Source organism: Spirosoma knui, assembly GCF_054780635.1.
The window spans coordinates 1-23,855 of sequence record NZ_BAAGVY010000003.1 but is presented as its reverse complement, the minus strand read 5'-3'; the positions used below and the strand labels follow the sequence as shown (position 1 = coordinate 23,855).

At 51.0% G+C, this 23,855-nt stretch carries 17 protein-coding genes and 1 rRNA gene; 10 read left to right on the top strand and 8 right to left on the bottom strand.

Annotation, left to right across the window (positions count from 1 at the left end; translation table 11 throughout):
• Positions 1-81 precede the first annotated feature (81 nt).
• On the bottom strand, positions 82-3,168 hold the full coding sequence (locus tag ACYVIY_RS08760; protein WP_460975945.1) for an ATP-binding protein: 3,087 nt from the start codon (positions 3,166-3,168) through the stop codon (positions 82-84).
• Positions 3,169-3,474: 306 nt separating this feature from the next.
• Here ACYVIY_RS08760 and ACYVIY_RS08755 point away from each other — a divergent pair, with 306 nt between their 5' ends.
• The 6 genes from ACYVIY_RS08755 to ACYVIY_RS08730 all read left to right on the top strand — a co-directional run bounded on the left by ACYVIY_RS08755 (position 3,475) and on the right by ACYVIY_RS08730 (position 13,067).
• Positions 3,475-5,898 (top strand): immunoglobulin domain-containing protein, encoded by a 2,424-nt coding sequence (locus ACYVIY_RS08755; RefSeq protein ID WP_460975944.1) that lies wholly within the window; start codon positions 3,475-3,477, stop codon positions 5,896-5,898.
• A gap of 362 nt (positions 5,899-6,260) precedes the next feature.
• Positions 6,261-7,433, top strand: coding sequence for a DUF4856 domain-containing protein (locus tag ACYVIY_RS08750; RefSeq protein WP_460975943.1), 1,173 nt, complete (start codon positions 6,261-6,263; stop codon positions 7,431-7,433).
• A 69-nt stretch (positions 7,434-7,502) separates the two neighbouring features.
• Positions 7,503-8,657, top strand: coding sequence for an imelysin family protein (locus tag ACYVIY_RS08745; protein WP_460975942.1), 1,155 nt, complete (start codon positions 7,503-7,505; stop codon positions 8,655-8,657).
• A gap of 15 nt (positions 8,658-8,672) precedes the next feature.
• Positions 8,673-10,022, top strand: a complete 1,350-nt coding sequence (locus ACYVIY_RS08740) for an HTTM domain-containing protein (RefSeq protein ID WP_460975941.1) — start codon at positions 8,673-8,675, stop codon at positions 10,020-10,022.
• On the top strand, positions 10,000-12,423 hold the full coding sequence (locus tag ACYVIY_RS08735; RefSeq protein WP_460975940.1) for a TonB-dependent receptor domain-containing protein: 2,424 nt from the start codon (positions 10,000-10,002) through the stop codon (positions 12,421-12,423). Before ACYVIY_RS08740 ends, ACYVIY_RS08735 begins: the two co-directional genes overlap by 23 nt.
• 65 nt (positions 12,424-12,488) lie before the next feature.
• Positions 12,489-13,067, top strand: coding sequence for a hypothetical protein (locus ACYVIY_RS08730; RefSeq protein ID WP_460975939.1), 579 nt, complete (start codon positions 12,489-12,491; stop codon positions 13,065-13,067).
• A 100-nt stretch (positions 13,068-13,167) separates the two neighbouring features.
• Here ACYVIY_RS08730 and ACYVIY_RS08725 read toward each other — a convergent pair whose 3' ends face one another.
• From ACYVIY_RS08725 to ACYVIY_RS08695, 7 genes are all read right to left on the bottom strand, one after another.
• Complete coding sequence (locus ACYVIY_RS08725) at positions 13,168-16,047, bottom strand: TonB-dependent receptor domain-containing protein (protein ID WP_460975938.1); 2,880 nt, start codon at positions 16,045-16,047, stop codon at positions 13,168-13,170.
• A 92-nt stretch (positions 16,048-16,139) separates the two neighbouring features.
• Complete coding sequence (locus ACYVIY_RS08720; protein ID WP_460975937.1) at positions 16,140-16,541, bottom strand: hypothetical protein; 402 nt, start codon at positions 16,539-16,541, stop codon at positions 16,140-16,142.
• A 63-nt stretch (positions 16,542-16,604) separates the two neighbouring features.
• Positions 16,605-17,093 carry a Spy/CpxP family protein refolding chaperone gene (locus tag ACYVIY_RS08715; protein ID WP_460975936.1) on the bottom strand — a complete coding sequence of 163 codons (489 nt, stop codon included), beginning with the start codon at positions 17,091-17,093 and terminating at the stop codon, positions 16,605-16,607.
• Entirely contained in the window at positions 17,086-17,421 is a 336-nt protein-coding gene (locus ACYVIY_RS08710; RefSeq protein WP_460975935.1) for a hypothetical protein, read from the bottom strand. The genes ACYVIY_RS08715 and ACYVIY_RS08710 overlap by 8 nt, the downstream gene beginning before the upstream one ends.
• Positions 17,422-17,428: 7 nt before the next feature.
• Positions 17,429-18,004 (bottom strand): RNA polymerase sigma factor, encoded by a 576-nt coding sequence (locus tag ACYVIY_RS08705; RefSeq protein ID WP_460975934.1) that lies wholly within the window; start codon positions 18,002-18,004, stop codon positions 17,429-17,431.
• A 157-nt stretch (positions 18,005-18,161) separates the two neighbouring features.
• Complete coding sequence (locus ACYVIY_RS08700; RefSeq protein WP_460975933.1) at positions 18,162-19,232, bottom strand: branched-chain amino acid aminotransferase; 1,071 nt, start codon at positions 19,230-19,232, stop codon at positions 18,162-18,164.
• 115 nt (positions 19,233-19,347) lie between these two features.
• Positions 19,348-19,899 (bottom strand): cob(I)yrinic acid a,c-diamide adenosyltransferase, encoded by a 552-nt coding sequence (locus ACYVIY_RS08695; RefSeq protein WP_460975932.1) that lies wholly within the window; start codon positions 19,897-19,899, stop codon positions 19,348-19,350.
• 167 nt (positions 19,900-20,066) lie between these two features.
• Here ACYVIY_RS08695 and ACYVIY_RS08690 point away from each other — a divergent pair, with 167 nt between their 5' ends.
• The 4 genes from ACYVIY_RS08690 to ACYVIY_RS08675 all read left to right on the top strand — a co-directional run.
• Positions 20,067-20,576: a hypothetical protein gene (locus ACYVIY_RS08690; RefSeq protein WP_460975931.1), complete on the top strand. Its 510-nt coding sequence runs from the start codon at positions 20,067-20,069 to the stop codon at positions 20,574-20,576.
• Positions 20,569-21,783: an S-adenosylmethionine:tRNA ribosyltransferase-isomerase gene (locus tag ACYVIY_RS08685; RefSeq protein ID WP_460975930.1), complete on the top strand. Its 1,215-nt coding sequence runs from the start codon at positions 20,569-20,571 to the stop codon at positions 21,781-21,783. The genes ACYVIY_RS08690 and ACYVIY_RS08685 overlap by 8 nt, the downstream gene beginning before the upstream one ends.
• Positions 21,784-21,901: 118 nt before the next feature.
• On the top strand, positions 21,902-23,200 hold the full coding sequence (gene tyrS / locus ACYVIY_RS08680; RefSeq protein WP_460975929.1) for a tyrosine--tRNA ligase: 1,299 nt from the start codon (positions 21,902-21,904) through the stop codon (positions 23,198-23,200).
• A gap of 571 nt (positions 23,201-23,771) precedes the next feature.
• Positions 23,772-23,855: ribosomal RNA gene (locus ACYVIY_RS08675) — 16S ribosomal RNA — on the top strand; the annotation flags it as partial.

The following is a 23,855-nucleotide window of genomic DNA, read 5'->3' as shown; positions in this document are numbered from 1 at the left end:
GGAACTGACCGGTCGAGATACTGGTCAGTTCTGTTTAAAACGAAGCGGACCTGGCTTGTGCAAAGGTGTTAAACAAGTGCTTTAGACTTTTCTTTTCAACTTTGTCGGAGCGTATCCGAAATATTCCTGAAATACTTTGGCAAAATGTGACTGCGAACTGTAACCCACCTGGAGCGTTACCTGGGCAATGTTCATCTCTCCCGTTTGTAAGAGTTCAGCCGCCCGCTCGAGCCGAACTCGCTGCATGAACCGGTTAGGGCTTAGGCCAGTCAGGACTGAGAGTTTACGATTGAGTTGTGTCCGGCTCATCCCCGCCTGCTTCGCTAGCCAGTCCACATCCAGGGCGTCGCTGTCGAGCTGCGCCAGAATCATCTGACGCAGTCGATTAAGAAAAGCCCCTTCCCGATCTATTACCGGTTCTACGTATGCGGCAACTGGGGCAGATGTCGATAGGGCCATGAACCGTTTTTGCCAGTTCTGGCGGGTGCGCAGCCCGTTGCCAATTCGTAGTACCAGTTCGGCCAGGCTGAAGGGCTTAACCAGATAATCATTCGCCCCAGTTTGGAGGCCCTGTATCCGACTCTCGGAGGCCGAGCGGGCTGTAAGTAAAATAACCGGAATGTGGCTGGTACGCTCGTCATTCTTTAGCCGCTCCAACAGCTCGTAGCCGTCCAGTTCAGGCATCATTACGTCGCTCACAATCAGATCGGGCACTTGGGCCAGGGCCTGTTTCCAGCCCAGCCGACCGTTCTCCGCTAACAGCACCTGGTAAGCTCCTGACAGGTAATCAGCCACCTGTTTTCGTAGATCGTCGTTGTCTTCGACCACCAGTACCAGCGGTTTAGACGTTACCACTGAATCAACGGTCGCTGAAGTCACGGCGGCCGAATCCACGGCGGCTATAGGCAGGGTAGTTTGGTCTGCATTCGCTACGCTCAGCGGTAAGTCGACCGTGAACGTACTACCTTGATTGGGTTGACTCTCTACCGTTATCCGTCCGCCCAACCATGTGGTCAACTCTTGAACCAGCGCCAGGCCAATACCAGTGCCTGCATACGCCCGTGTCGAGCGGGCATCCACCTGATAAAATCGCTCAAAGATGCGTTCTAACTGATCTTTAGGAATACCGATTCCTGTGTCGGTGACCGTTACTACAAAGTGGTTGTCTGCTGTAATCTGGCCCGTGACCTGCACATGGCCCCCGGTAGGCGTAAATTTGAGGGCATTGGCCAACAGGTTGTAAGTAATCTTTTCCCACTTGTCACCGTCGAAATTAAACAAATTGTCGTCGGGCGATTGGCCGCTGAGTGGGTCGGCCGGTGCGGGCAGTGGGTGACTATTGTAGGTGAGATCGACGCCCCGTTGCGCAGCCAGTCCGGCAAATTGAGCAACCACTTGCCCAATAAACCAGATTGGATTACCCATCTGAGGGTGGGATTCCAGCCTGCCCGCGTCCAGTCGGGCAATATCGAGCGTTTCGGTAATGAGCCGCAGTAACTGATGGGCTTGGCGTTGAATGGTGCCGACTTCGGGCAGTTCATTGGGGGCGGAGGTTCTGGCCGCTAACTGCTCGGTGGCATTGAGAATGATGGTTAAAGGCGTACGAAACTCGTGGGTGATGTTACTGAAGAACCGGGTTTTGAGTTCATCAAGCTGTCGTAGGCTGGCCGCTTCCTGCTGCTCGCGGGCTAGCTGCCCGGCCAGTTGCCGTCGCCGGATATACGTGCGAATGAAATAGAAACCTAGTCCTACCACGACCAGCGCGACTAAGGTCATAAATACGGGTGTCTTCCAGAAGGGTGCTACCACGACAATCGTTAGTGTCGACACGGTCGGTTCCCAACCACCTGCCTTATAACCCCGATTGACGATAAATGTATAGGTACCTGCGGGTAGCTGATAAGCAGCCTCTCCCTGGATGTCCTGCGACGAAATCCACTCCTGATTATACCCATTGAGCCGCCAGCGCAGCGTTCCCTGCACCTGCTTGGCCAGCAGGGTGAACTGCATGGTAAACGGGTCATTTTCGCGGACCGTCAGGGTAGGGTGCCCCTGGGAGTCATAGACCAGGCTTTGGGTGGCACTCGTGTTATCGCGCAATTCCGTACCATTAACGGTTATTTTCTGAAAGAGCAGAGACGGGAACACAGGAGCCTGATTCAGGTTGTACTCGTAGAGTTCTTTGGTCAGGCTTACCCACAGTCTGTTGGCTGGACTCACATATAGCCCTCCGACGTAGTGAGTGGGTGAACTGATGCCAAGCCGCCGAAGGACTCCCTGCGCTGTGTAACAGAACAGAATCTCTCCCGTAGTGAAGTAAGCGTTGCCCTGGGCATCGAGTTTAAACTCATAAATGTATGGCGACGAAAGAGGATCCGTGGTTCGCTGGGTATTCAGTCCTAAGCGTTGAAACCGCCCGGTGGCAGGCCAGAAAATGCTGGCTTCGTTGCCCTGACCCACCAGAATGCTGCCATCAGGCCGAGCCTGCACACCAAAGGTAGCGTTGCTGCTCAGGGACGTAGTGTCCCGATCGTTATGTTGGTAGTTGGTCAGTTGCTTCGTCTGCGGATTGAAGGCAAACAAGCCTTTGTTCGGCGTGGCAAAATAAACAACACCCTGGCGATCTTGAGTAATGCTGCGGATGTCCAATCCCTGATCAACGATGTGTTCAACGGCGAGCGTTTGAGGGTTGACTTTTAACAGGCCGTGTTTGTTCAGACCGATCCAGAGGTTGGCCTGAACGTCGGCAAACACGTAGTGCGACCCGTATCTGGCCAGGTAGTCGTGCACTAGCCGGGTAGTATCTGGCACACGCACAATACGTTGCTGGCGGGAATCAACGTAGGAAAGCGAAAAGCCCGCCCCCATTTTGAGCCAGATACGTCCATCGGATGAAGGCACCGCTAAGTAGTAATAATCTCCCTCTTTCAACATGGGATCGTGGAAGACCCGGAACTGTTTGCCGTCAAAGCGCAGAACCCCATTAGTTGAGGCCATCCATAGGTGCCCCCGGGCATCTTGAGTGATATTAAGTACGGTCAGACTCAGCCCTCGTTTTTCTTCAAATTGCCGTAGCAGTTGGGGCACAAGCAGTTGAGCTCCGCTGGGCCCTATCGTCAGGCCAAATAGCAACAGCCAGCTAGCCGCTACACGATTAACGAAACGCATGAGTAAATAGGGTGACATCACTGTCAAATATACGCATGATCAGATGCGTGACAAAGCCCGCCTGTGGCTTTAGCGTGGTACTACTACGCAGATGGTGAGAACCGGGCAGTATGCTGTAGAGAATGGTACACCCCAATACTTGAGCCGTATGACCCGACAATAGCCTCGTTTAGCGCAAAAATGGTTCGATACCGCTCAAAATGGTTCGATTGAGATAGATTTTGACGGCGTTGCACCCACACCTTTGTGCGTATCCAACGACCGCCGAAATCTAGTTTTGGCGGCTTGCTAACCCAACTCATTTTTATGATTTCTACTCTACGTCTTTTTATTACCAACCTCGTACGGGGGCCTATGAAGTGGCTGTTTCTGATATTGGCGATCCTGCCTTTGCTGGCTCAGGCACAGTGCCCCCCACCCAATGGGAGTGGCGATATTGATCTAACGAGTCAGGCTCAGGTAGATGCTTTTCCACCCGGTTGCACCGTTATTCCAAGAGGTTTAAACATTACTGGGGCAGATATTACCAGTCTTAAATCGCTCTCTGCAGTGCAAACTGCCGGAGGGCTTCTAATTAATGACAACCCCAAACTGGTTAACCTAACAGGGTTGGATAATCTGACCAGTGTGGGTGGTAGCCTAAGCATTGCTAACAATCCTATCCTGACGAGCATCGCCAGCCTGAGTGCATTGACCCAGGTAGCTGAGAATCTCGATTTTGGTGGGAATACCCAACTGGCTAACCTGACTGGGTTGAATAGTCTGACCAGCATAGGCAACAGTTTAATCATTACCAGCAATCCTGTTCTGACAAACCTGAACAGCCTGAGCGCAGTGACTCAGTTAAACGGCGAACTTCAGATCGTTAACAATGCTCAACTGGCCAACCTGATAGGCTTGAATAATCTAACTAGCATAGGAGGTAGTGTATATATTCAGCGCAATCTTACCCTAACTAGCCTAACTGGTTTAGGCGCATTAACCCAAATAGGTGGCGAACTCCAGGTGGTCAACAATGACCACCTGATTAACCTGAGTGGGTTGAGTCAGCTAACTCGTGTGAGTGGTAGGTTATATATTGAAAGTAATGCTGCTCTAACGAGTCTCTTCGACCTGAACACATTAACTCAACTAGGTGGCGAACTGCGAATCTTGTATAATGCTCACCTGACTAATTTGAGTGGGTTGAGCAAGCTGACCCGAGTGAGTAGGCTATTCATTAATAATAACCCCAGCCTGATGAGCCTCAACAGCCTTAGGGGATTAACTCAAATAGACACCCAAGTTTTCATTTTAGACAACGCCCAGCTCAGTGAATGTGCCATTGACCCAATCTGCCAATACCTGGCTAATTCACCCGAATCAATTTTTATCTACGGAAATGCTGCTGGTTGTTCCTCGCCGGAGGAGGTGCAAAATATATGTATAAACAGGATCGCCATCACCCAGCCACCTACCCAGTCTGCCGTCTGCCCGGGCGGGACAGTCACCGCTGCTGTCTCTACAACAGGTAACGTTCAGACGTATCAGTGGTATAAAGGCAGCCAGCCAGTAACCGGGCAAACCACCAATACGCTCAGCCTGACCAACGTGCAGGCTGATGATGCAGGAATGTATCGGGTGGTTGTCAGCAACTCAGTAAGTAGCCTCACTTCCACCGCCTTCACCCTAACCGTTAATGACAACCCAGTAGTAACCCTGACCAACAACGGCCCCTTGAGTTGTGCTAAGACCTCGGTTCAACTCAAAGTGGCCAGCACCACCACTGGCCCGCTGAGCTACAGCTTCAGGGGAGCCAATCCCATTACTCAGGATGGAAGCGCTCAAGCTACGGTGAGCAATGGGGGAACCTATACCGTCACGGTGACGGGGACTAACGGCTGTTCAACGATGGCCACCACCGAGGTAGGCATCAACCTGGATAGCCCCACTTTAACACTTAATAACACCGGTCCTTTGTCGTTTACCAACACCAGCGTGACCCTGACAGCCAACCCTACGCCTGGTGGCACTTACAACTACAGCTTTAGCCAGGGAGCCATCCAACAAGGCAGCCCCAACAAGGCGCAGGTCACCACCGCAGGCGTCTACTCGGTGAGCGTCACCCGACAGGATAACGGCTGTTCGGCCACGGCCTCTACCACCGTGACCGGGGGCAACAACCCCACCGTCTGCCGGGGGGGAGCAACCGTCATCAACGTCCTGGTGGCCGGTGATGTGGTCAAGTACGAGTGGTACAAGAACAGCCTGAGCAGCCCTAAGCTCATGGAGACACCCCAGCTCTTCCGGGGTACGGCCACCAGCAGTCTGAGCTTGATCAACGCCCAGAGCAACACCCAGGGCGACTTCTATCTCAAAGTGACCGAGCGCTCAGGGCGTGTGCAGGTGTATGGTCCTTACCGGCTGACGGTGGATGGCAGCTGCCGGGCCCGTGAGGTGGCTGATCGGGAAACGGCTTTAGAGGTGGAGCTAGCGCCCAACCCCATCCAGCAGGAGCGGCTGCGGGGGGTAGTACGTGGGGCAGGGGGTGGGGCTCTGTGGGTAGGGTTGGTTGACCAGCGTGGCAAGCGGCTTCATCAGCAGCGGTGGGCTGAAGCCCTGGGGGAGCAGGTGATTGACTGGGACATGCAGGGTGAGTCGAGTGGGGTGTATGTGCTGGAGGTGGTCAGGGAAGGGCGGGGTGGTCAGCCGGCTCAGCGGCAGACACTCAAAGTCATAAAAGCCAATTAAATCACAGCAATCACTTTAAGAAGCTGGACCGTTTAGTAACTCCCATTCTGATTCATTTGGTACACTGGGCTGGTGGAATAAATATCCAGAATGGTAGCACTACCGAATAGCCAGCTTTGAATGTAATTTGTTGTAAGTATCGTATTATCAGCATGTTTAAGCAAAAATCGCCCAGCCTCCTGAAGGTGGGCGATTTTTGCTTCAGGAAAAAAGATATAGCTGTTTCTTCGTTTTTATTTTCAGCTAACTACTATGTCGTAAACGAGGAGGCACCCTGAGCTTTTAAAAAAAACAGAGCAATTATTTTATAATTAGTCTAAATAGCTATTAGATTTGCAGCGTATTAGATAAAGAAAGCTCAAATGTCTACACGTTCACCATTCGCTTCTATTTTCTCAATTCTCCTGGTATCCGCAGGGCTATCGAGTTGTATAGATGAAGAAAATCCAGTCATCGCCAACACCCAACTTCGTCGGTCTGTCGATTATGCAACGCTGAAGGATACTACTACGTACGCCAATTTCTTCGTAGATGATACCGGCACTAAAACCGTTGATCTGACCACCGGCAGTACGCGCCTGGCTATGTTTCGGGCCATCAATACGTACAACGGTACGGCCGTTGGTACCGGCGCTACGCTGGATGCCACTGTGCTGAAAAATATGTTTGCCAACACCAGCAACCCATTCTCCGGAACAGCGAACACATCGTTGAATACGTCAGGGATTCAATTGAGGAATGTAACAGCCTCGTCGTTATCAGCGACGGACGCGGAAAAGGAGCGGACGACGATTGAAGCGGCTTTTCCGGCAATTGCTACGGCCAGCAAGTCTGTATCGGCAACGGCCGCTGAAGGTAAGGCAGGTAAACTGGGTACGTATTTGGTCGATGAAAAGGGTATTGAGTGGGGGCAGATTATTCAGAAGTCGTTGATTGGCGCTTTCCAGCTGGATTACATTGGCAACGTGTTGCTAAGCGATAAGAACCTTTCTTCGGACAACACCACACTGGTTGCCGGTAAGAAATATACCCAACTGGAACAGAATTGGGACGAGATCTATGGAATTATAACGGCTAACCCGATCTACGGCGCTAAAGCCACAGCAACTTCATCGGGCGAAAGCTTCATCGGTTCGTATTTGTGGGAATACAACAAAGAAGACTTTCCGAAAATCTATCCCGCACTCTTAAAAGGTCGGGCGGCTATCGTTAACAACGATCAGACCACGCTGAAAGCACAGGCGTCCATTATTCGCTCAGCTATGGAAAAAGCGGTTGCCGGCGCTGCCTTAGGCTACCTGGGTAAATGGAAAACGGGTACTACCGATGCGGCTCGTGCTCATGCCATGGGCGAAGGCTTAGGCTTTATTTATAGCCTGCGGTACGCCAAATCGTATGGTGCCGATGCCGCCTTCTCGGATGGTATTCTAAACAATCTGGTGTACTCGGCTCCCAATGGATTCTGGGGATTGACAAACGCCAAGATTGATGCGGCCAGCGCGGCTATTAAGACGAAATTTAAGATCAACGGTTAAGACAAATTCCTTCACTGTTAACCTATTTGGAGCGGTACTTTTTGTACCGCTCCATTCTAGTTTTAAGTTATGAATCAATTAATTGGGAGAACGGTTGGCGTGGTTTGTATGGCAATGGCGTTGCTTTGGGCCTGTTCGTCGAACGACAATACAAATACGGTTACGCCGACAGACCCTACTGATCAGGCCAGCAGTGACCGTAAGGCGATGCTGACCAATATTGCTGATAACATTATTATCCCCAGTTACGCCAACTTCAAGACTAAGTTTGATGCGATGCTGGCTAAGTCTGATGCCTTTGCGGCTAAACCCGACAAAGCGTCGTTGACTGACTTTCGGCAGGCCTGGGCCGATACCTACACCGAATGGCAGAAAGTGGAGCTGTTCGACGTCGGGCCAGCTGAGCAGTACACGCTTCGTAACTTCTTTAATATTTATCCCACCGACGTAACGGGTATTGAAGCGTACGTGGCCGCCGGAACCGGAACATTTGACGTACCGGCGTCGTACCCGAAACAAGGCTTTCCGGCGCTGGATTACATGATCAACGGGCTGGGGACTACCGATGAAGCGATCCTGGCGAAGTATACAACCGCAGCCGATGCGGCTAAACGAATTGCTTACCTAAAACGCCTGACGGGTCAGATGAACGATATGTTCACGAAGGTGAATTTGGAATGGACATCGGGTTACCGCGATACGTTCATTAACTGCACAGCCTTAAATGCGGGCTGCTCGACTTCAAAACTGGTGAACGGCTATGTGCTTCACTACGAGCGCTATATTCGGTCGGGCAAGATTGGCATTCCATCGGGGGCAATGACCAACGGTACACCAGCTCCAGAAAAGATAGAGGCTTTTTACAAGAAAGATCTCTCCTTGACATTGGCCAAAACGGCTCACCAGGCCTTTGTCGATTTCTTCAACGGCAAAAGTGTGAAAACCGGCCAGGAAGGGCCAAGCCTAAAAACGTACCTGAATGGGCTCGGCGCTAAAGACAGCCGGACAGGTACGGCGCTGGCTGACATTCTGAACACTCAGTTTGCCGCCAGTGCGCAACAGTTGAATACGTTGAAAAACACGCTGTACGACGAGGTGAAAACGAACGATGCGGCTGTCGTTCAGGTATACAACGAGATGCAGAAGGCCGTACGGATGCTCAAGGTCGATATGACAACCGCCATGAGCATCACGATTACGTATACCGACAACGACGGTGATTAACCTAGCCTGAAGTGTATGCAGGGCTATTTTCAGAAAACGACGTCGGCCGCTCCGTTAGTCATCTTTCGATTTGCCTTCGGAATCATGCTGTTCGGAAGCATCATCCGGTTTTGGAGCAAAGGCTGGATCGACGAGTTATATATTCAACCGCGTTTTTTCTTTTCCTTCTATGGGTTTGAATTCGTTAAGCCGCTGGGCCCGCATACATACGGGCTCTTTGCGGTTTGTGGTGTGTCAGCGTTGTTTGTAGCGCTAGGTCTGTTTTATCGGTTGTCGGCAGTGAGCTTGTTCCTGAGCTTTACCTACATCGAGCTGATTGATAAGACTACCTACCTTAACCATTATTATTTCACCAGCCTTGTCTGTCTCCTACTAATTTTTTTGCCAGCTCACGCTTATTTTTCCATTGACGCATATCGCCACAGAACGCTGCTTTCCGATCAGATTCCAGCCTGGTGTACCGACTCCATAAAGTTGTTAGTGACTCTTCTATACGTTTTTGCGGGCCTGGCTAAACTAAACAGTGACTGGCTGCTGGAAGCTTTGCCCCTAAGAATCTGGTTGCCGGCACGTAACGACATGTCCCTAATTGGTCCGCTCTTCAATTACCCTTGGGTCCACTACGTATTTAGCTGGTTTGGTTGTCTCTACGACCTGAGCATTCCGTTTCTGCTTTGGAATAGCCAGACACGTCCTTGGGCGTACATCGCGGTAGTTGTCTTTCATGGCTTAACGGCCGTCCTGTTTCCGATTGGTATGTTTCCATACATCATGATCGTTACGGCGCTGATTTTTTTCTCGCCTGGTTTTCATAAAGCACTTATTCGCCGAATCGGTCGATGGTTGTCGGTGCCTGTGGCGTTTCTTAATCCGCACCGAACGTACAGGTATCAGCCACTTGTGCAGAAAGGAGTGCTGAGTGGACTTCTCGCTTTCTTCGTCATTCAACTACTACTGCCGTTTCGGTATCGGCTCTATCCGGGCGAACTATTCTGGACCGAGCAGGGCTACCGGTTCTCGTGGCGAGTGATGCTGATGGAAAAAGCCGGTTACGCCCAGTTTACCGTCAGAGACGATACAGGTAAGCAGGTCATTGTGAATAACACGGAGTTTCTGACCCCTTTGCAGGAAAAAATGATGAGTACGCAGCCCGATATGCTCTTGCAGTACGCTCATCTGCTCCGCGATCAGTTTGCTGCGCGTGGTTTTCGTAACCCCCAAGTGTACGTCGATTCCTACGTAGCGCTCAACGGCCGTTTGGGGAAGCCGCTTATTGACCCCACCGTTAATCTGGCGAATGAACATGATTCGTTCGCCCCCAAATCCTGGATTACTTCTTTCGATGACGAAATTTACGGTTTTTAGCCTGTTGGCCGTTTGGCTTAGCACAACGGCTGTTTTTGCTCAATACCAACTTGCCGGGAACGTACAGGCCCGCGCGGACAGTATGGCAGTCAGCGGCTGTACGGTGTACCTGAACAACGGTAAGCGCTCCGTGGTAACCGATAGCCTGGGGCGGTTTACGTTTTCTAATCTACCGGCGGGTCGTTACGTCATCCAGACCAGCCACCCCGAATTTAAAGCGGCCAACGTAACGACCATTATAACTGACCGGAACCAGCAGATAGTCATTCTGGTGCTCAGCCGGACGGAAACGCTCAGCGAGGTTGTCGTGAAAGATCAACAGTCGGATTTTGGCTTCACGCGCATGCGGGGTGTAGAAAGTATGGGAATCTACGAGGGTAAAAAATCCGAAGTCATTATTCCTGAACAGTTAGTCGCCAACTTATCAACTAATAACGCCCGCCAGATTTACGCTCGGGTGGCAGGTTTGAACATTTGGGAAAATGAAGGGGCGGGCTTGCAGTTAAGCATTGGCGGACGCGGTCTTGACCCAAACCGATCGTCCAATTTCAACGTCCGCCAGAATGGCTACGACATCAGTGCTGACGCATTAGGCTATCCGGAAAGCTATTACACCCCACCCGTTGAAGGCGTTGGCCGCATCCAGGTTGTGCGGGGGGCGGCCTCTCTGCAGTATGGAACTCAGTTTGGCGGACTCCTTAATTTTGTAATGAAAAAGCCTGTGACCGACCGAAAAATTGAGCTGATTGCGCGTCAGACTCTAGGCTCTTTTGGGTTCTATAACGCCTTTACCAGCCTTAGCGGCACGGTTGGTAAGCTGAGTTACTATACCTTCTTTCAGTATAAACAAGGCAATGGCTGGCGGCCGAACACGCACTTCACCAACTTTACGCTTTATGCTGATGTCGATTATCATCTGTCGGAACGTAGTACGCTCGGCATCGACATAACCCAAATGAGCTACCTGGCGCAGCAGCCCGGCGGTTTAACCGATGAGATGTTTCGGCAGAATGCGCGGCAGAGCAACCGCGGACGGAACTGGTTTCAAGTGAACTGGACTATGCCCGCCCTGCATTTCGATCATAAATTCAATACCAGCAACGAAGTCAATCTACGACTGTTCGGCTTGTCAGCGTACCGGAATTCGCTTGGTTTTCGGCCTAATCGGGTGGCCAGTGTCGATGATAACAGTGAGCGTGATTTGATTAAGGGCGATTTTACGAACTGGGGTGCCGAAGCCCGGTATCTTAAACGCTATACCTTAAGCAATCAGCAGGCCGTGCTGCTCGTCGGTAGCCGCTACTACCACGGGTTCAACCACAGTGTGCAGGGCTTGGGTAGTACAGGGAAAGACGCCAACTTTAATTTTGTGGACACAGAGCAGGCTATATCGTCCGATTACCAATTCCCCAACCGGAACGTATCTGTTTTTGCCGAGAATATTCTGTACGTAGGCGATAAGTTGTCTATTACGCCGGGTGTTCGCTACGAGTATATTCACACGACGGCGGATGGGTTTTATGGCACTATTACGCGGGATCTGGCCGGAAATATCATTAACGCAACCCGAACCAGCGAATCCCGTACTAATGGACGTCAGTTTGTGCTGGGTGGATTGGGGCTTAGTTTTAAGCCGACGCCTAAGCTGGACATTTACGGAAACCTGTCGCAGAATTACCGGTCCATTACGTTCAGCGACATGCGCATTGCCAACCCCTCGTCGGTGATCGATTCAAATCTGCAGGATGAAAAAGGCTACTCCATTGACCTGGGTGTTCGCAGCGTACAAACAACTCTTTACAACTTCGATGTAAGTGCATTCTTACTCAACTACAACAATCGGATTGGCGAAGTCCAGTTTTATGATCAAAACGACCGGGTGTTACGTCGCCGGGGGAATATCGGGCAGGCCATCATTATGGGGCTGGAGTCTTACGCCGAAGGTGATTTGTTACGTATGATCAACCCGCTGAACGAAAACCTGAGCGGTGTCTTATTTGCCAACGTTGCACTGATCCATTCGACATACCAGGCCAGCGAAATTCCGGGCGTAGCCGGAAAACAGGTCGAGTTTGTGCCCGCTGTGAACCTGAAAAGTGGGCTTCGACTTGGGTATAAGAACCTCAAGGCATCTTTTCAATATACGTACCTGTCTGACCAGTTTTCGGATGCGACCAACGCACGTGAGGGGGGCGTTTCGGCCGTTATCGGACTTATTCCGGCTTATGCCATTATGGATGCCAGCGTTTCGTACCAGTTTCGTCGGTTCCGGATTGAAAGCAGCCTGAATAATCTGACTGACCGGGTGTATTTTACCCGTCGGGCAACGGGTTATCCGGGTCCCGGTATTCTGCCTTCCGATGGACGTAGCGTTTATGTAACGTTGCAGGTAAAGCTGTAATCAAACAAGCGTCTGTCTGATCAGTTGTGCGAATACTGTACTTTTGCGAAGTTAACTAACTACGTATGCGAAATCGTTTTACCTTTTTGGCTGTGTTGGCGGTGCTTGTGCTTTCCAATGCCTGCCAGAATAAACAGCAATCTACTAATCAAACGACCGACACAACAACTGCTGCGGCCGGACCTGCTACATCTAACGTAGCGGTTACCGGACGCGTCGCCGACTTGGGCTTAACCCCCACCAGTGACTGGCGGGGTATTAACTTGGGCGATGACTTCGCTACCGTGAAGACCACCGAAAAAGGAGAGCCGTTCGAGAGTGATGCGAAACACGTTGGTTATACCGTCGAGTTCAAAAATCTCGAATCGGCCGATATGCTGTACTATCAGGCTAATCAGAAAGTATCAGCCATTGAGGTCGATTTGTTCCTGAACACGCGCCAATCGGTCGATGCCCATCAGAAAGAGTTAGGGGCTTACTTTACGTCCAAATACGGCAGTTCTAAATCGAGTGATGGCGGTTTAACCTGGACTGGCTCAAAAGGGCAAAATGTGCTGCTGAAAGACGTATCAAAAGGCAAAGACTTCGGCTTGAAGATAAAAATTACATCTACCGGTGGTACTACGACTGCGTCGGCTAAATAAGGCAGATAAGCTTATATGTTGCTGCCGTGCGGCAGTAATTCATTGAATAAGGAAACGGGCGCGAGGATGTTCCTCGTGCCCGTTTCCTTGCTCATTTCACTTACTTGTTCAGCTTGTACGTGAAGGTCAACATTCCGTATTGACGTAAGGCGAGTGACTGCGTGTCTTCGAAATACGTATCGGTCACGTTGCGGCTGATGCTGTTGTTCTGGTTCAGCAAATCGAAGACGGTCAGCTTCAGCTCTCCACGCTGATCGGGTAGCACCTTCTTGCCAAATGAGGCATTCCAGATTGTGTACGATTGGTTGAATGTGGCCGATAACCCGCGGTAATCTTGATGGTTGAGGTCGGTTTGTAACAGCCAGCCTTTGCCGAATTGCCAGTTCAGGCGGGCTCCCGCCGTCTGCGTGATGTAATTGTTGTTTAACGTAGGCCGGATCGTATTATTGACCCAGTTGTAGTTGAACCCGTACGATAACGTGAAGTCTAGTTTCGTGCTGATGTTACTGCTCAACACCACTCCCTGCGACAGCGTATAATTATGAACGTAGTTCAACTCGTTGTTGATCAGGCCAGGTGCGCGGTTGTAGTTCAGCCCTACGTTCAGATTCAGGTTCGTTTTCAGCAAACCTAGTGGGGTGCCGTAGGTCAGCAACGACCGGGCGTTCCAGGCTCCTGGCAGGTTGACGGGGCGCGTCAATTGAACACCGGGAGCCAGCGGCACACCGTTCAGCAGGGGACCAGCACCCGTCGAATCACCCGTGCCGACTTCAATCGAATTGGCGATCGCGTTGTTCGTTACGCCGGCGCTGAGCAACGCAAAGAAACTGCTCGCTTTCTCGGGTGTCGTGAGCGTGTAGCGGGCCGACACATTATGGCTGTACGACTGTTGCAGGTTCGGGTTACCCGTTGTCAGCAGCAGCGGATTCGTGTTGTCCACTACGTTCTGTAACTGCGATACCGATGGCGCTGCGGTGTTGGTGCGATACAACAACCGCAGGCGACTGTTGTCTGTGAAGCGGTAATCCAGTTGCAGGCTGGGCAGCAGGTTGTTGTAGTTCGTATTGATAACGCCCGGCAGCGGAAAGCGCTGATCACTGGTGAGCGAAGCCCGCTGGTACGCTACGTTAGCGGTCAGGCCAACGGTTTTATTCCGGAAATTATAACCAACTCCCGCGCGGTTGAACACATAGTCGCTCTGCGATACGTTCGACAGTTGCGGTGCCAGTTGTTCGTACTGCCCCGTTAGTGCATTATACTGAAAAGTCCGGCGGTCGGCGTCGTTGTTGTTGTACGAAATATTGTAATTCAACTGCAACTGACTCTGTTTACTCAGCGGTTCGGTATACGCTACGTTCCCCGACAGTTCATAGCCATTGGTACGGCTGGTCGTTTGCTGACGAATGGATTGCGTATCGGCCGGAACCGTCATGAACGTATTCAGCGAGGAAAGCATACTCAGCCCATCGCGATCGCTTACGGTCGTACCAAGATTAATGGATAACGTACGGCCAGGCTTGTCGAAACGGTGCCGGAACAGAATGTTATTGTTGAAGTTAAGCCCGGTTCGAGCTGCTTCGTAATCGCTTTGCGTGCGGCTCAACAGCGAATCAATCGTGTCGGAAAAGCCAGCCGGTGTTTCGCCAACTGGAGGAATTGTTCTCAGGAACGTACTGCCCAGCAGATTACTCGTCGCGCTGTTGTTTTGATAGCTAAGTCTGGGCGTAAAGAGCAGCGAGTTGTTCTCATTAATCTTGTAATTCAGCCGGAAGTCAAGGCGGTGGTTAATGTTCTGACTGCCGCTGAGTTCATTCTCGCGATACAATTGATTTCCATTACCGCCCAGGAAGTAAGTACGTAGCAGCGACTGGTCGTTTCGGTTGTTGCCGAGGTTGCCAAAATAGCTGCCCCGGAAGGTTAATTTTTTGCCCCAGTCGTCGGAGAAATTGATACCCAGTGAGTTTGCTGTATTGATACCGCCTTGCTGTCCAACCAGGAAGTTCGATGCTCCATTGTTGCCACCTGATTGGGGGGCTCCACCTCCTCCGCCCCGGTTACCGCCACCTCCCCGGCCTCCGCCACCCGAGCCACCCCGGCGCTGTCCGCCACCGCTGCTCGCTCCGACCAGATCCTGCGCCGAAAAGTTCTGCTGGTTGATGTTGTTCGACAACCCAACAATGCTCAGTCGCTGATCCTGGTTAAAGACGTTGATATTACCACCGGCCGAATACGTATCGCTGGTGCCATAACCGGCATAGGCGCGACCAAAGGTACCATTACGTCGATCAGGACGGGTCACAATGTTGATCGTCTTTGACGTATTCCCGTCGTTGAAGCCGGTAAACTGGGACTGGTCGCTGAGCTGATCGAAGACTTCAATCTTCTGAATCACCTCGGCCGGAAGGTTACGTAGGGCAATGGTTGGGTCGTCGCCGAAGAAGGGTTTACCATCCACCAACACCTTCTGCACATCTTCGCCCTGGCTCTGCACTTTGCCGTTTACAACACTAACACCGGGCAATTTCTGAATCAGGTCTTCGGCGCTGGCATCTTTATTCACTTTATAGGCGTCGGCGTTGAACTGTGTGGTATCGCCTTTTTGCGTTGTTGCCGCAATCCGGCCCACTACGTTTACCTCCTGTAAGTTCCTGGCCGTCTCGATCAATTGCAGCGTACCTAAGTCGAGCATAGGCTTGTTCACCTCTACGGTTTTAACAAGATCCTGAAAGCCCAGATACGTCGCTTTGAGCCGATACGACTGTTGCTCAGGTACGTTGTTCAGGGTAAATCGCCCGTTTATGTCAGTCAGGGCGTAAAACTGCTTGGTTGTATCCTGCTGATTGGTCAGGATAATGGGAACGCCGGGTAGGGTTTCGTTCTTCTGGTCGGCGATTGTTCCCGATACCTGAGTCGTTTGCGCCATAGCCGTTCCCGACAACAGCAGCAAAGCAGAAAGTAATAACGGATGGAAGCGTTTCATGGCGTGTTGAAAAGAAGCGTTGAGGATATTGAATTACGGTAGGTGCGGACGTTTAAACGAGTGGCGGGTTGTTACGCCCGCCACCGTTCTGCTTACTTACTCTTCTCGGCTTTGTTTTTACGCCAGTGCCCGTTTTTGTCGCCGGGCTGGCGTTTCGGAAGCTGCCGTTCGGTAGTCAACGCGCCTTTCTCATCGAAAAGCAACATGGTCCGGGCGTCCTGCTTGTCGGTAACGACCACAACGTATTTACCCTGATCATTCTTGGCCGACCGGCGAATGGTCGCATCGGGGTACTTGTCTTTTACCGTCGAGGTAATAGCGGCTGGTAGGTCTTTGGCCTCTACGGGTGTCATGTTCCTGAACTGACCACCTCGACGGCTTGGGCCCGGTTGACCGGCTTGCGCACTTTGGGTTGGTTCCGTCGCTTCTTGTGCAAAGCTCTGACCGATGCTGAAGGCGCCCAGAAGGGCTGCCATTACGATTACTTTGTTCATGATTATTGGTTGTTTACTGAGTTAGATGCGTGTTGCAGGAAAAACCTGCGCAGAATTCGAAAATTATTTTTGTCGGGCGTTTCCTCTGCCGCGTCGACCCTCCCAGTTACCTCGTGAGGGCATTTCACTGACGATTTTGCGGAGCTTCTCGCGTTGCTCGGGCGTACAGATAGTGGCTACTTGCTGAAAATGGCGAAGCGTAATTACATCGAGCTGCGCCAGTTGGGTGTGGTACTCCTGCGCTTGTGTGAGGAGTTCGGCGTCTGTTTTTGTCGTATCGTACACTTGCTCAAAAAACTCCCGTCGTTCCGGCCGAACTTGTTCGTTGAGCTTTTGGCGCTGCTCGAAATAGCGCTGGCGCAGGGCCTGGTAGCGCTCCCGTTGTTCGTCGCTGAAGTTGAGCTGCCTACTTAGGTATAAGCCTCGTTCGCCAGCACCGCGCCAAACCCGTCCCTGTCTGAGTGGGCCGAACCAGGCTAGTAAAGCTACGTTTAAGAGCACCAGGCCGATAATTAAGCCTATGAGCAGTCTGAATTTTCTAGGATCATTCATCGACGTAATCGGTATTTGTGGTTAACTGGTAATCAGCAACGAAACTTTCGTAGGTGGTAGCGTCAGTAGTTGCCTGACTTGTATCGGTGGATACGTAACGTAATGCTACGCCCATGTTCAGCACAACAATCAACCCGAAAGCGGCTAAGGCGTAAGCGGGCCGACGCAGCCACTGGGGCACATAAGCAGGTGCGGGCGTCGTTTGCCGTTCCATCCGCGCTTGCAGACGCGTGTAGAAAAAAGGCTTGGGTGACTCAGACGGTAACTGCCCCAGCTTTCGGAACCGCTCTTCCCAGGCGTCGTTTTCAGATGATTGTTCGTTGTTCATGTCCGTGTTATTTTGTTGAATCCTGATAAAACGATTGTAGTCGCGTGCGAAGCTGACGTTTGGCGCGGTGCAGCAGCGATTCCACCGCCGACACCGTTGTCTGCAATACGTCAGCAATATCTTTATACGTCAGTCCTTCAATGTAATGCAGCGTGAATGCCGCTCGTTGCGTATCGGGCAAGTGTTCAATGGCCTTTAACAGCATCGTCGTTTCCTCCGACTGCTCCAGTTGGCGTCCTGGGTTTTCGGTGGCGGGCGGGTCATACAGCACTTCGTTACTCGACCCGAACAGACTCGTTACGAACGCAAACCGTTTCTTGGCCCGCCGTTTGCGCAGGTGAGCCAGTGCCTGGGTTGTGGTAATTCGGTACAGCCAGGTACTGAGCTTGGCATCGCCCCGAAATTGCTGTATGGTCTGATACACCTCCATAAACACCTCCTGCGCTACGTCGTCCGCTTCATCCCGATCGCCAACCAGCCGGAATGCCAGGTTGTAAACCTTCTTCTGATAGGTTTCAACGAACTGGCGAAAGGCGGTTTCGCTACCAGTCTGTAAGGCCGCTATGAGTTCTGACTCGGTCAAAATGATTGCGCTGGGAGGCTATTTATAGAGTTAGGTGCAAAGTGTCCGGAAAACCTGCGCTGAAAAATGGAAAATTTTAAGACAAGTGTCGATAAGGCCTAAAAGAAAAGCCCTGACCGTTTGGCCAGGGCTTGCATTCTATGATATTAATGCTGAATTACACCGTGTACATCCAACCGAATGTATCCTCAACTTTACCGGTGCGTAGATCCGCGAGGTAGTTCTTCACCCGAACGGCGAACGAATCAGCTGGCGCTACTTCAGGAAGCATATGATCTTTGCCGTTATAGCCGATCAGCGAATAAGGCGATGAACCTACCGCCGTTCCGGCTCCAAAGGCTTCAGTTAACCGACCCGTTTCAATACCACTGATAACTTCTTCGATCGAAACTAAGCGCTCTTCAACTTCCATGCCCCAACTGCGGGCGATTTGTAAGATCGAATCACGCGTAACGCCTTTCAGAATCGAGTCGGACGTAGCAGGAGTGATCAGCTTCCCGTCGATAACGAACATGATGTTCATCGTACCCGACTCTTCAATGTATTTGTGCTCCCGAGCGTCGGTCCAGATCAACTGGTCATATCCTTGCTGTTGGGCTAATAAGGTCGGATACATCGATCCCGCGTAGTTACCGGCACATTTTGCGTAACCCACACCGCCCGGAGCCGACCGGATGTACTCGGTTTCCACTTTGAGCTTAGGCGGATTGCTGTAATACGCACCTACAGGGCAGGTGAAAATACAGAACCGGTACGTCTTCGATGGCGCAACGCCCAAGAACGTATCCATCGCAAACATATACGGCCGGATATATAACGAACTGTCAGGCGTATTCGGTACCCAGTCGGCATCGACACGTAACAGCGCTTCGAGTCCTCCCATGAACACTTCTTCCGGCAACGTAGCCATGCACATCCGGCGGGCCGATTCGTTCATGCGCTCAAAGTTGGCGTAAGGCCGGAACATGGATACTTCGCCAGCCTCGTTCTTGAACGCTTTCATGCCTTCGAAAATAGACTGACCGTAGTGCAATGCCGATAGCGCCGGACTTAGCGTAAAGTTGTCGAATGGCACAATCATCTGATTTTGCCACTCACCATCTATGAAATCGGCCACGAACATGTGATCCGAGAAGTGTTTTCCGAAAGGCAGATGGTTGAAATCTACCTCCTGAATCCGGGAGCGCTCCGCTTTCCGCAATTCAATTTGCAATACATCCGTCGTCATAATCAGGCTATTGGTTAACGAGTTAGGTCAGCTGCTTTCGCTGTTTCGACCGCTCGTGGCAAAGCTAAAAAATTAGGTTGAGTAAATTTAGTTGTTAAGACAACTTTTTTTGAAATTAAACCCTGGGCTTCCAGACTACTTCGTTAACGGTCAATTCCTGCGCTATTTTGCGGCTTAAAACGAATAGATAATCCGATAGCCGGTTGAGGTATTGCAGCACCAGCTCATCGACCAGCGACTGATCGTTCAAGGCAGTAACCAGGCGCTCGGCACGGCGGCAAACCGTCCGGGCCAGGTGACAATACGACACTGATTCATGGCCACCGGGTAATACAAAGGCGCGTAACTCGGGTAACTCTGCATCCATTGAGTCCATAGCCTGTTCAAGTAACGTAACGTCGTCAGGTACAATAACGGGTATCGCTTTTTTGGGCGCTTTCTCGGGATCAGTTGCCAGTTCAGCGCCGATCGTGAAGAGCCGGTCCTGAATTTCTTTCAGCAGCTCTTTACGTCCTTCGTTAACCGCCTGATCGCGCACCAGACCAATCCAGGAGTTTAGCTCGTCGACTGTTCCGTACGTATCAATGCGCAGATCCGCTTTACTTACCCGACGGCCGCCGATTAGCGCAGTCTGGCCTTTATCGCCTGTTTTCGTATAAATCTTCATGTTTAGGTAAACCAAAAATCTAGACAAATGGCTTCAATAACGGAATTCCATCACCGAAGCCGTACCTTTGTGGATTAAAAAGTAAGTTAAAAATGGAAATGGGTGGTAGAGTTATTCCCTCGATCGCTCATTCACACATTCTCTCCGCTTCTGCGGTTCGATTTTACATGAAAGCAGGTACTTTCTTTATTCGAGTCTGGCGCATTTTGTCGATCATTGGACTCTTGTTTGCCTTATTTAGTAGCTACATTTCGTACCCCGGTGAAGTAGCCGTTCGTTTCGACGAGCGTAACCAGCCCATTCAATTAGTTAGCCGCGAAGCAGTATTTTACAGCGCTGTCATCATTTTTCTGCTGAACAACACGCTTATTAACGCCGTTGCCAAGCTGTTTACCCGAGTGCCTACTGCACAACTTCCGATGGTGAGCACGAGCGTTTGGGCGAGTCACCGGTCCCAACTCAACGTAGTCGTAACGAACTGGTTTCACGCGCTTATGGCGGCTATCAACACGATCCTGGGGTTGGGTCTTCTGGTGTTGTCGTTCCTGAATCGGTCCGATCGAGGTATTCAGGCTGTTGATTACGTTTGGCTATTACCCTTAAGTACGGCAATCTTAATCGTTGTATTGGTTGCATTGCCTATCCGGTTGGCCATGAAACCAGGCAGCGATGAGTGAAACAAATCAATTGCGGTTGAGTCAGTTTCAATATGACCTGCCCGATGATCGGATTGCCCGGTTTCCGCTACCCCAGCGCGACGCATCGAAATTGCTCGTTTACAAAGCTGGTCAGGTCAGCCACGCGCATTTCTACGACTTGCCCCAATTATTGCCAGAGAATGCATTTCTGGTATTTAATGACACTAAAGTTATTCCGGCACGACTGCATTTCGTCCGGACAACGGGTGCTTTAATCGAGCTGTTTCTGCTGAACCCGTATCCGGCTGATCAGCCCATCACGCAGGCTATGGAAGCTACGGGATCCGTTACGTGGCAGGTCATGATTGGAAATCGAAAACGCTGGAAACAGGATGAAGCGCTCGAAACAACCCTATTAGGACCAAACGGACCGGTTACGCTTACTGCTGCCTGGCATGATCCCGAGCATTCGGTTATTAACCTAAGCTGGCAGCCCGCTGAGTTGACGTTTGCACAGGTTATACATCAGGCAGGTGAGGTGCCACTTCCACCTTACCTCAAACGGGAAGCGACCGACGTTGACCGAAATACGTATCAGACCGTATATTCAAAGCAGGAGGGAGCCGTGGCCGCCCCAACGGCTGGTCTGCATTTCACGCCCGCTGTGTTCGAGAATCTTGCTAAGCGTGGTATCGGCCACGATTACGTAACGTTGCACGTCGGCGCCGGTACGTTTCAGCCGATTAAGTCCGAGGACGTTCGCCAGCATTATATGCATACCGAGCAGGTTGTTTACACCCGGCAGAATATTCAGAACCTGCTTATTAATATACGTACCATTATACCGGTTGGCACTACGTCCATGCGGGCGCTGGAAAGCTTGTATTGGATGGGCGTTAAAGTAATACGTAACGAACCTGATCCGTTTAGGCTCGATCAGCACTATGCGTATCAACTGCCCATTTCGGAACACCCGCCGGTTGAGGAAGCGCTCAATGCCGTTTTAACGTACCTGGATCGCTCGAGTCTGGAGAAGGTTGTTGCGCATACGGGCATCTATATTACGCCTAGCTATCAACTGAAGCTTTGTAAAGGTATTGTCACCAACTTCCACCAGCCTGGTTCGACCTTGATTTTGCTGATCGCTACGTTGATTGGCGACGACTGGAAGCGGGTTTATAACGAGGCCCTGACGAATCAATATCGGTTTCTCAGCTACGGCGACTCATCGCTGCTATTACCATAACCACTATTTTTGCAAAAAAGGAGGAAAGGGGCTAAAAGGAGGAAAGGGATAAGGAAAAACTTGTTAGTGGACTTCTCCGTTTCCTCCTTCTTTGCCCTTCCTCCCTTCTCCTTTTATTATGAATTTTATCGAAGAACTCCGCTGGCGGGGCATGTTACATGACATGACTCCGGGCACCGAAGAACAACTCGCTCAGGATATGACTGCGGCCTATATTGGGTTTGATCCAACGGCCGCTTCCCTGCACATTGGAAACCTGGCAACCATCATGCTGTTGGTTCATCTGCAACGGGCGGGGCACAAACCCTATGCGCTGGTTGGTGGAGCAACCGGTATGATCGGTGACCCATCCGGCCGTTCGACCGAACGGGACTACTTATCCGAAGAAACGTTACGTCGCAACCAGGAAGGGATACGGGCGCAGCTAACTCGTTTCCTTGACTTCTCTGGCGAAAATGCCGCCGAGATGGTCAACAATTACGACTGGTTTAAGGAGATGACGTTTCTGGACTTTCTGCGGGAAGCGGGACAGCATCTTACGGTGAACTACATGGTCGCTAAAGACTCCGTAAAGAAACGTCTGGAGACGGGGCTCTCGTTTATGGAGTTTTCCTACCAGTTATTACAAGGATATGACTTCTACTGGCTCTATAAGAACAAAGGGATCCGGTTACAAATGGGCGGCTCCGACCAGTGGGGCAACATTACTACAGGCACGGAGCTTATTCGACGTAAAGAAGGCGGTCAAACGGAGGAGCGTGAAGAGCATCTGGCGTTTGCCCTGACAACGCCATTGGTCACTAAAGCCGATGGAACCAAGTTTGGCAAATCGGCGGGAGGAAACGTATGGCTCGATCCGAATATGACGTCGCCTTACCAGTTTTACCAATTTTGGCTTAACGCGTCCGATGCTGACTGTTCACGACTGATCCGCGTGTTTACACTTCTTTCTCGCGATGAGATTGAAGACTTGGAGCGCCAGCACGCCGAAGCACCGCATCTGCGCATTCTGCAAAAAGCCATTGCGCAGGACGTAACGATACGTGTCCACTCGCAGGCCGGATACGATCTGGCCGTAAAAGCATCCGAGGTATTGTTTGGAAAGGCTACGCTTGATACGCTACGTTCTATTCAGGTGGAAGAATTTGACGTAATATTTGAAGGTGTACCCCAAACCGAAATATCCGCCGAAGAACTGGCAAGCAGTAAAGACATTACGGATCTACTTTCAGTAGCTAGTCGGGGAGAGGTGTACGCATCTAAGGGCGAAGCCCGTCGGGCTATTACACAAAACGCGGTCAGCATAAACAAAACAAAAGTAAATGATCCGGCTGCACCACTGGAGTTAGAATGGCTTCAGGACCGCTACATCCTAGTGTCAAAAGGCAAAAAGAATCATCTGCTAAAAAAAGCGTAAAAATTTACAGAGTCTAAGTCCAGTCATACCAGAGACTTAGACTCTGTAAGCCTTATTGCCTCTGATTTATTTCCAAATGAGGTCTTGACAAAGGGTGGGCAAGTGCCTACCTTTGCAGTCCCAAATCCGGGAAGAGCACCCGTCAGAACGGCCTAAACCACACCTGACCCGCTCGGCAAAGACAACACCGAAAAACAAATGAAAATTATTTTTCGGTTTCGCTTGACAAAGCAAAACAAGTCAGCTACCTTTGCACTCCCAAACGATACGGGAACCACTCATAACCAATCTAAATCATTGTGTATGAGCAGGTTAAAGGCAAAAACTGAAAGGCAAGCCAAAAAATAAATTTCAGTTTTTACTTGACAAACGGGAATCAGCAGCGTACCTTTGCCCTCCCAAATGACACATACCGAGATACACTCATCGAGAGTTTAGCTCACCCCGCTTCGGTCAACGGACCAGGCGCGAAGTTCTTTGACAAACGGTCAGCACAAAAAGACTCAGCCTTACACCTTCGGGTGTCGGTTGAACAAGACAGTGGTAAGTTGATCTTGCCACACTAATATTTACGATGGAGAGTTTGATCCTGGCTCAGGATGAACGCTAGCGGCAGGCCTAATACATGCAAGTCGAACGGGCAGCAATGCCAGTG

Excerpts from the sequence above, each read along its gene's own strand:
- ACYVIY_RS08715 (WP_460975936.1), bottom strand. The coding sequence starts at position 17,093 with ATGAATGATCCTAGAAAATTCAGACTGCTCATAGGCTTAATTATCGGC.
- ACYVIY_RS08685 (WP_460975930.1), top strand. The coding sequence starts at position 20,569 with ATGAGTGAAACAAATCAATTGCGGTTGAGTCAGTTTCAATATGACCTG.
- ACYVIY_RS08730 (WP_460975939.1), top strand. The coding sequence starts at position 12,489 with ATGCGAAATCGTTTTACCTTTTTGGCTGTGTTGGCGGTGCTTGTGCTT.
- ACYVIY_RS08740 (WP_460975941.1), top strand. The coding sequence starts at position 8,673 with ATGCAGGGCTATTTTCAGAAAACGACGTCGGCCGCTCCGTTAGTCATC.
- ACYVIY_RS08690 (WP_460975931.1), top strand. The coding sequence starts at position 20,067 with ATGAAAGCAGGTACTTTCTTTATTCGAGTCTGGCGCATTTTGTCGATC.
- ACYVIY_RS08725 (WP_460975938.1), bottom strand. The coding sequence starts at position 16,047 with ATGAAACGCTTCCATCCGTTATTACTTTCTGCTTTGCTGCTGTTGTCG.
- ACYVIY_RS08710 (WP_460975935.1), bottom strand. The coding sequence starts at position 17,421 with ATGAACAACGAACAATCATCTGAAAACGACGCCTGGGAAGAGCGGTTC.
- ACYVIY_RS08750 (WP_460975943.1), top strand. The coding sequence starts at position 6,261 with ATGTCTACACGTTCACCATTCGCTTCTATTTTCTCAATTCTCCTGGTA.
- ACYVIY_RS08735 (WP_460975940.1), top strand. The coding sequence starts at position 10,000 with ATGACGAAATTTACGGTTTTTAGCCTGTTGGCCGTTTGGCTTAGCACA.
- ACYVIY_RS08745 (WP_460975942.1), top strand. The coding sequence starts at position 7,503 with ATGAATCAATTAATTGGGAGAACGGTTGGCGTGGTTTGTATGGCAATG.
- ACYVIY_RS08760 (WP_460975945.1), bottom strand. The coding sequence starts at position 3,168 with ATGCGTTTCGTTAATCGTGTAGCGGCTAGCTGGCTGTTGCTATTTGGC.
- ACYVIY_RS08755 (WP_460975944.1), top strand. The coding sequence starts at position 3,475 with ATGATTTCTACTCTACGTCTTTTTATTACCAACCTCGTACGGGGGCCT.
- ACYVIY_RS08700 (WP_460975933.1), bottom strand. The coding sequence starts at position 19,232 with ATGACGACGGATGTATTGCAAATTGAATTGCGGAAAGCGGAGCGCTCC.
- tyrS (WP_460975929.1), top strand. The coding sequence starts at position 21,902 with ATGAATTTTATCGAAGAACTCCGCTGGCGGGGCATGTTACATGACATG.
- ACYVIY_RS08695 (WP_460975932.1), bottom strand. The coding sequence starts at position 19,899 with ATGAAGATTTATACGAAAACAGGCGATAAAGGCCAGACTGCGCTAATC.
- ACYVIY_RS08720 (WP_460975937.1), bottom strand. The coding sequence starts at position 16,541 with ATGAACAAAGTAATCGTAATGGCAGCCCTTCTGGGCGCCTTCAGCATC.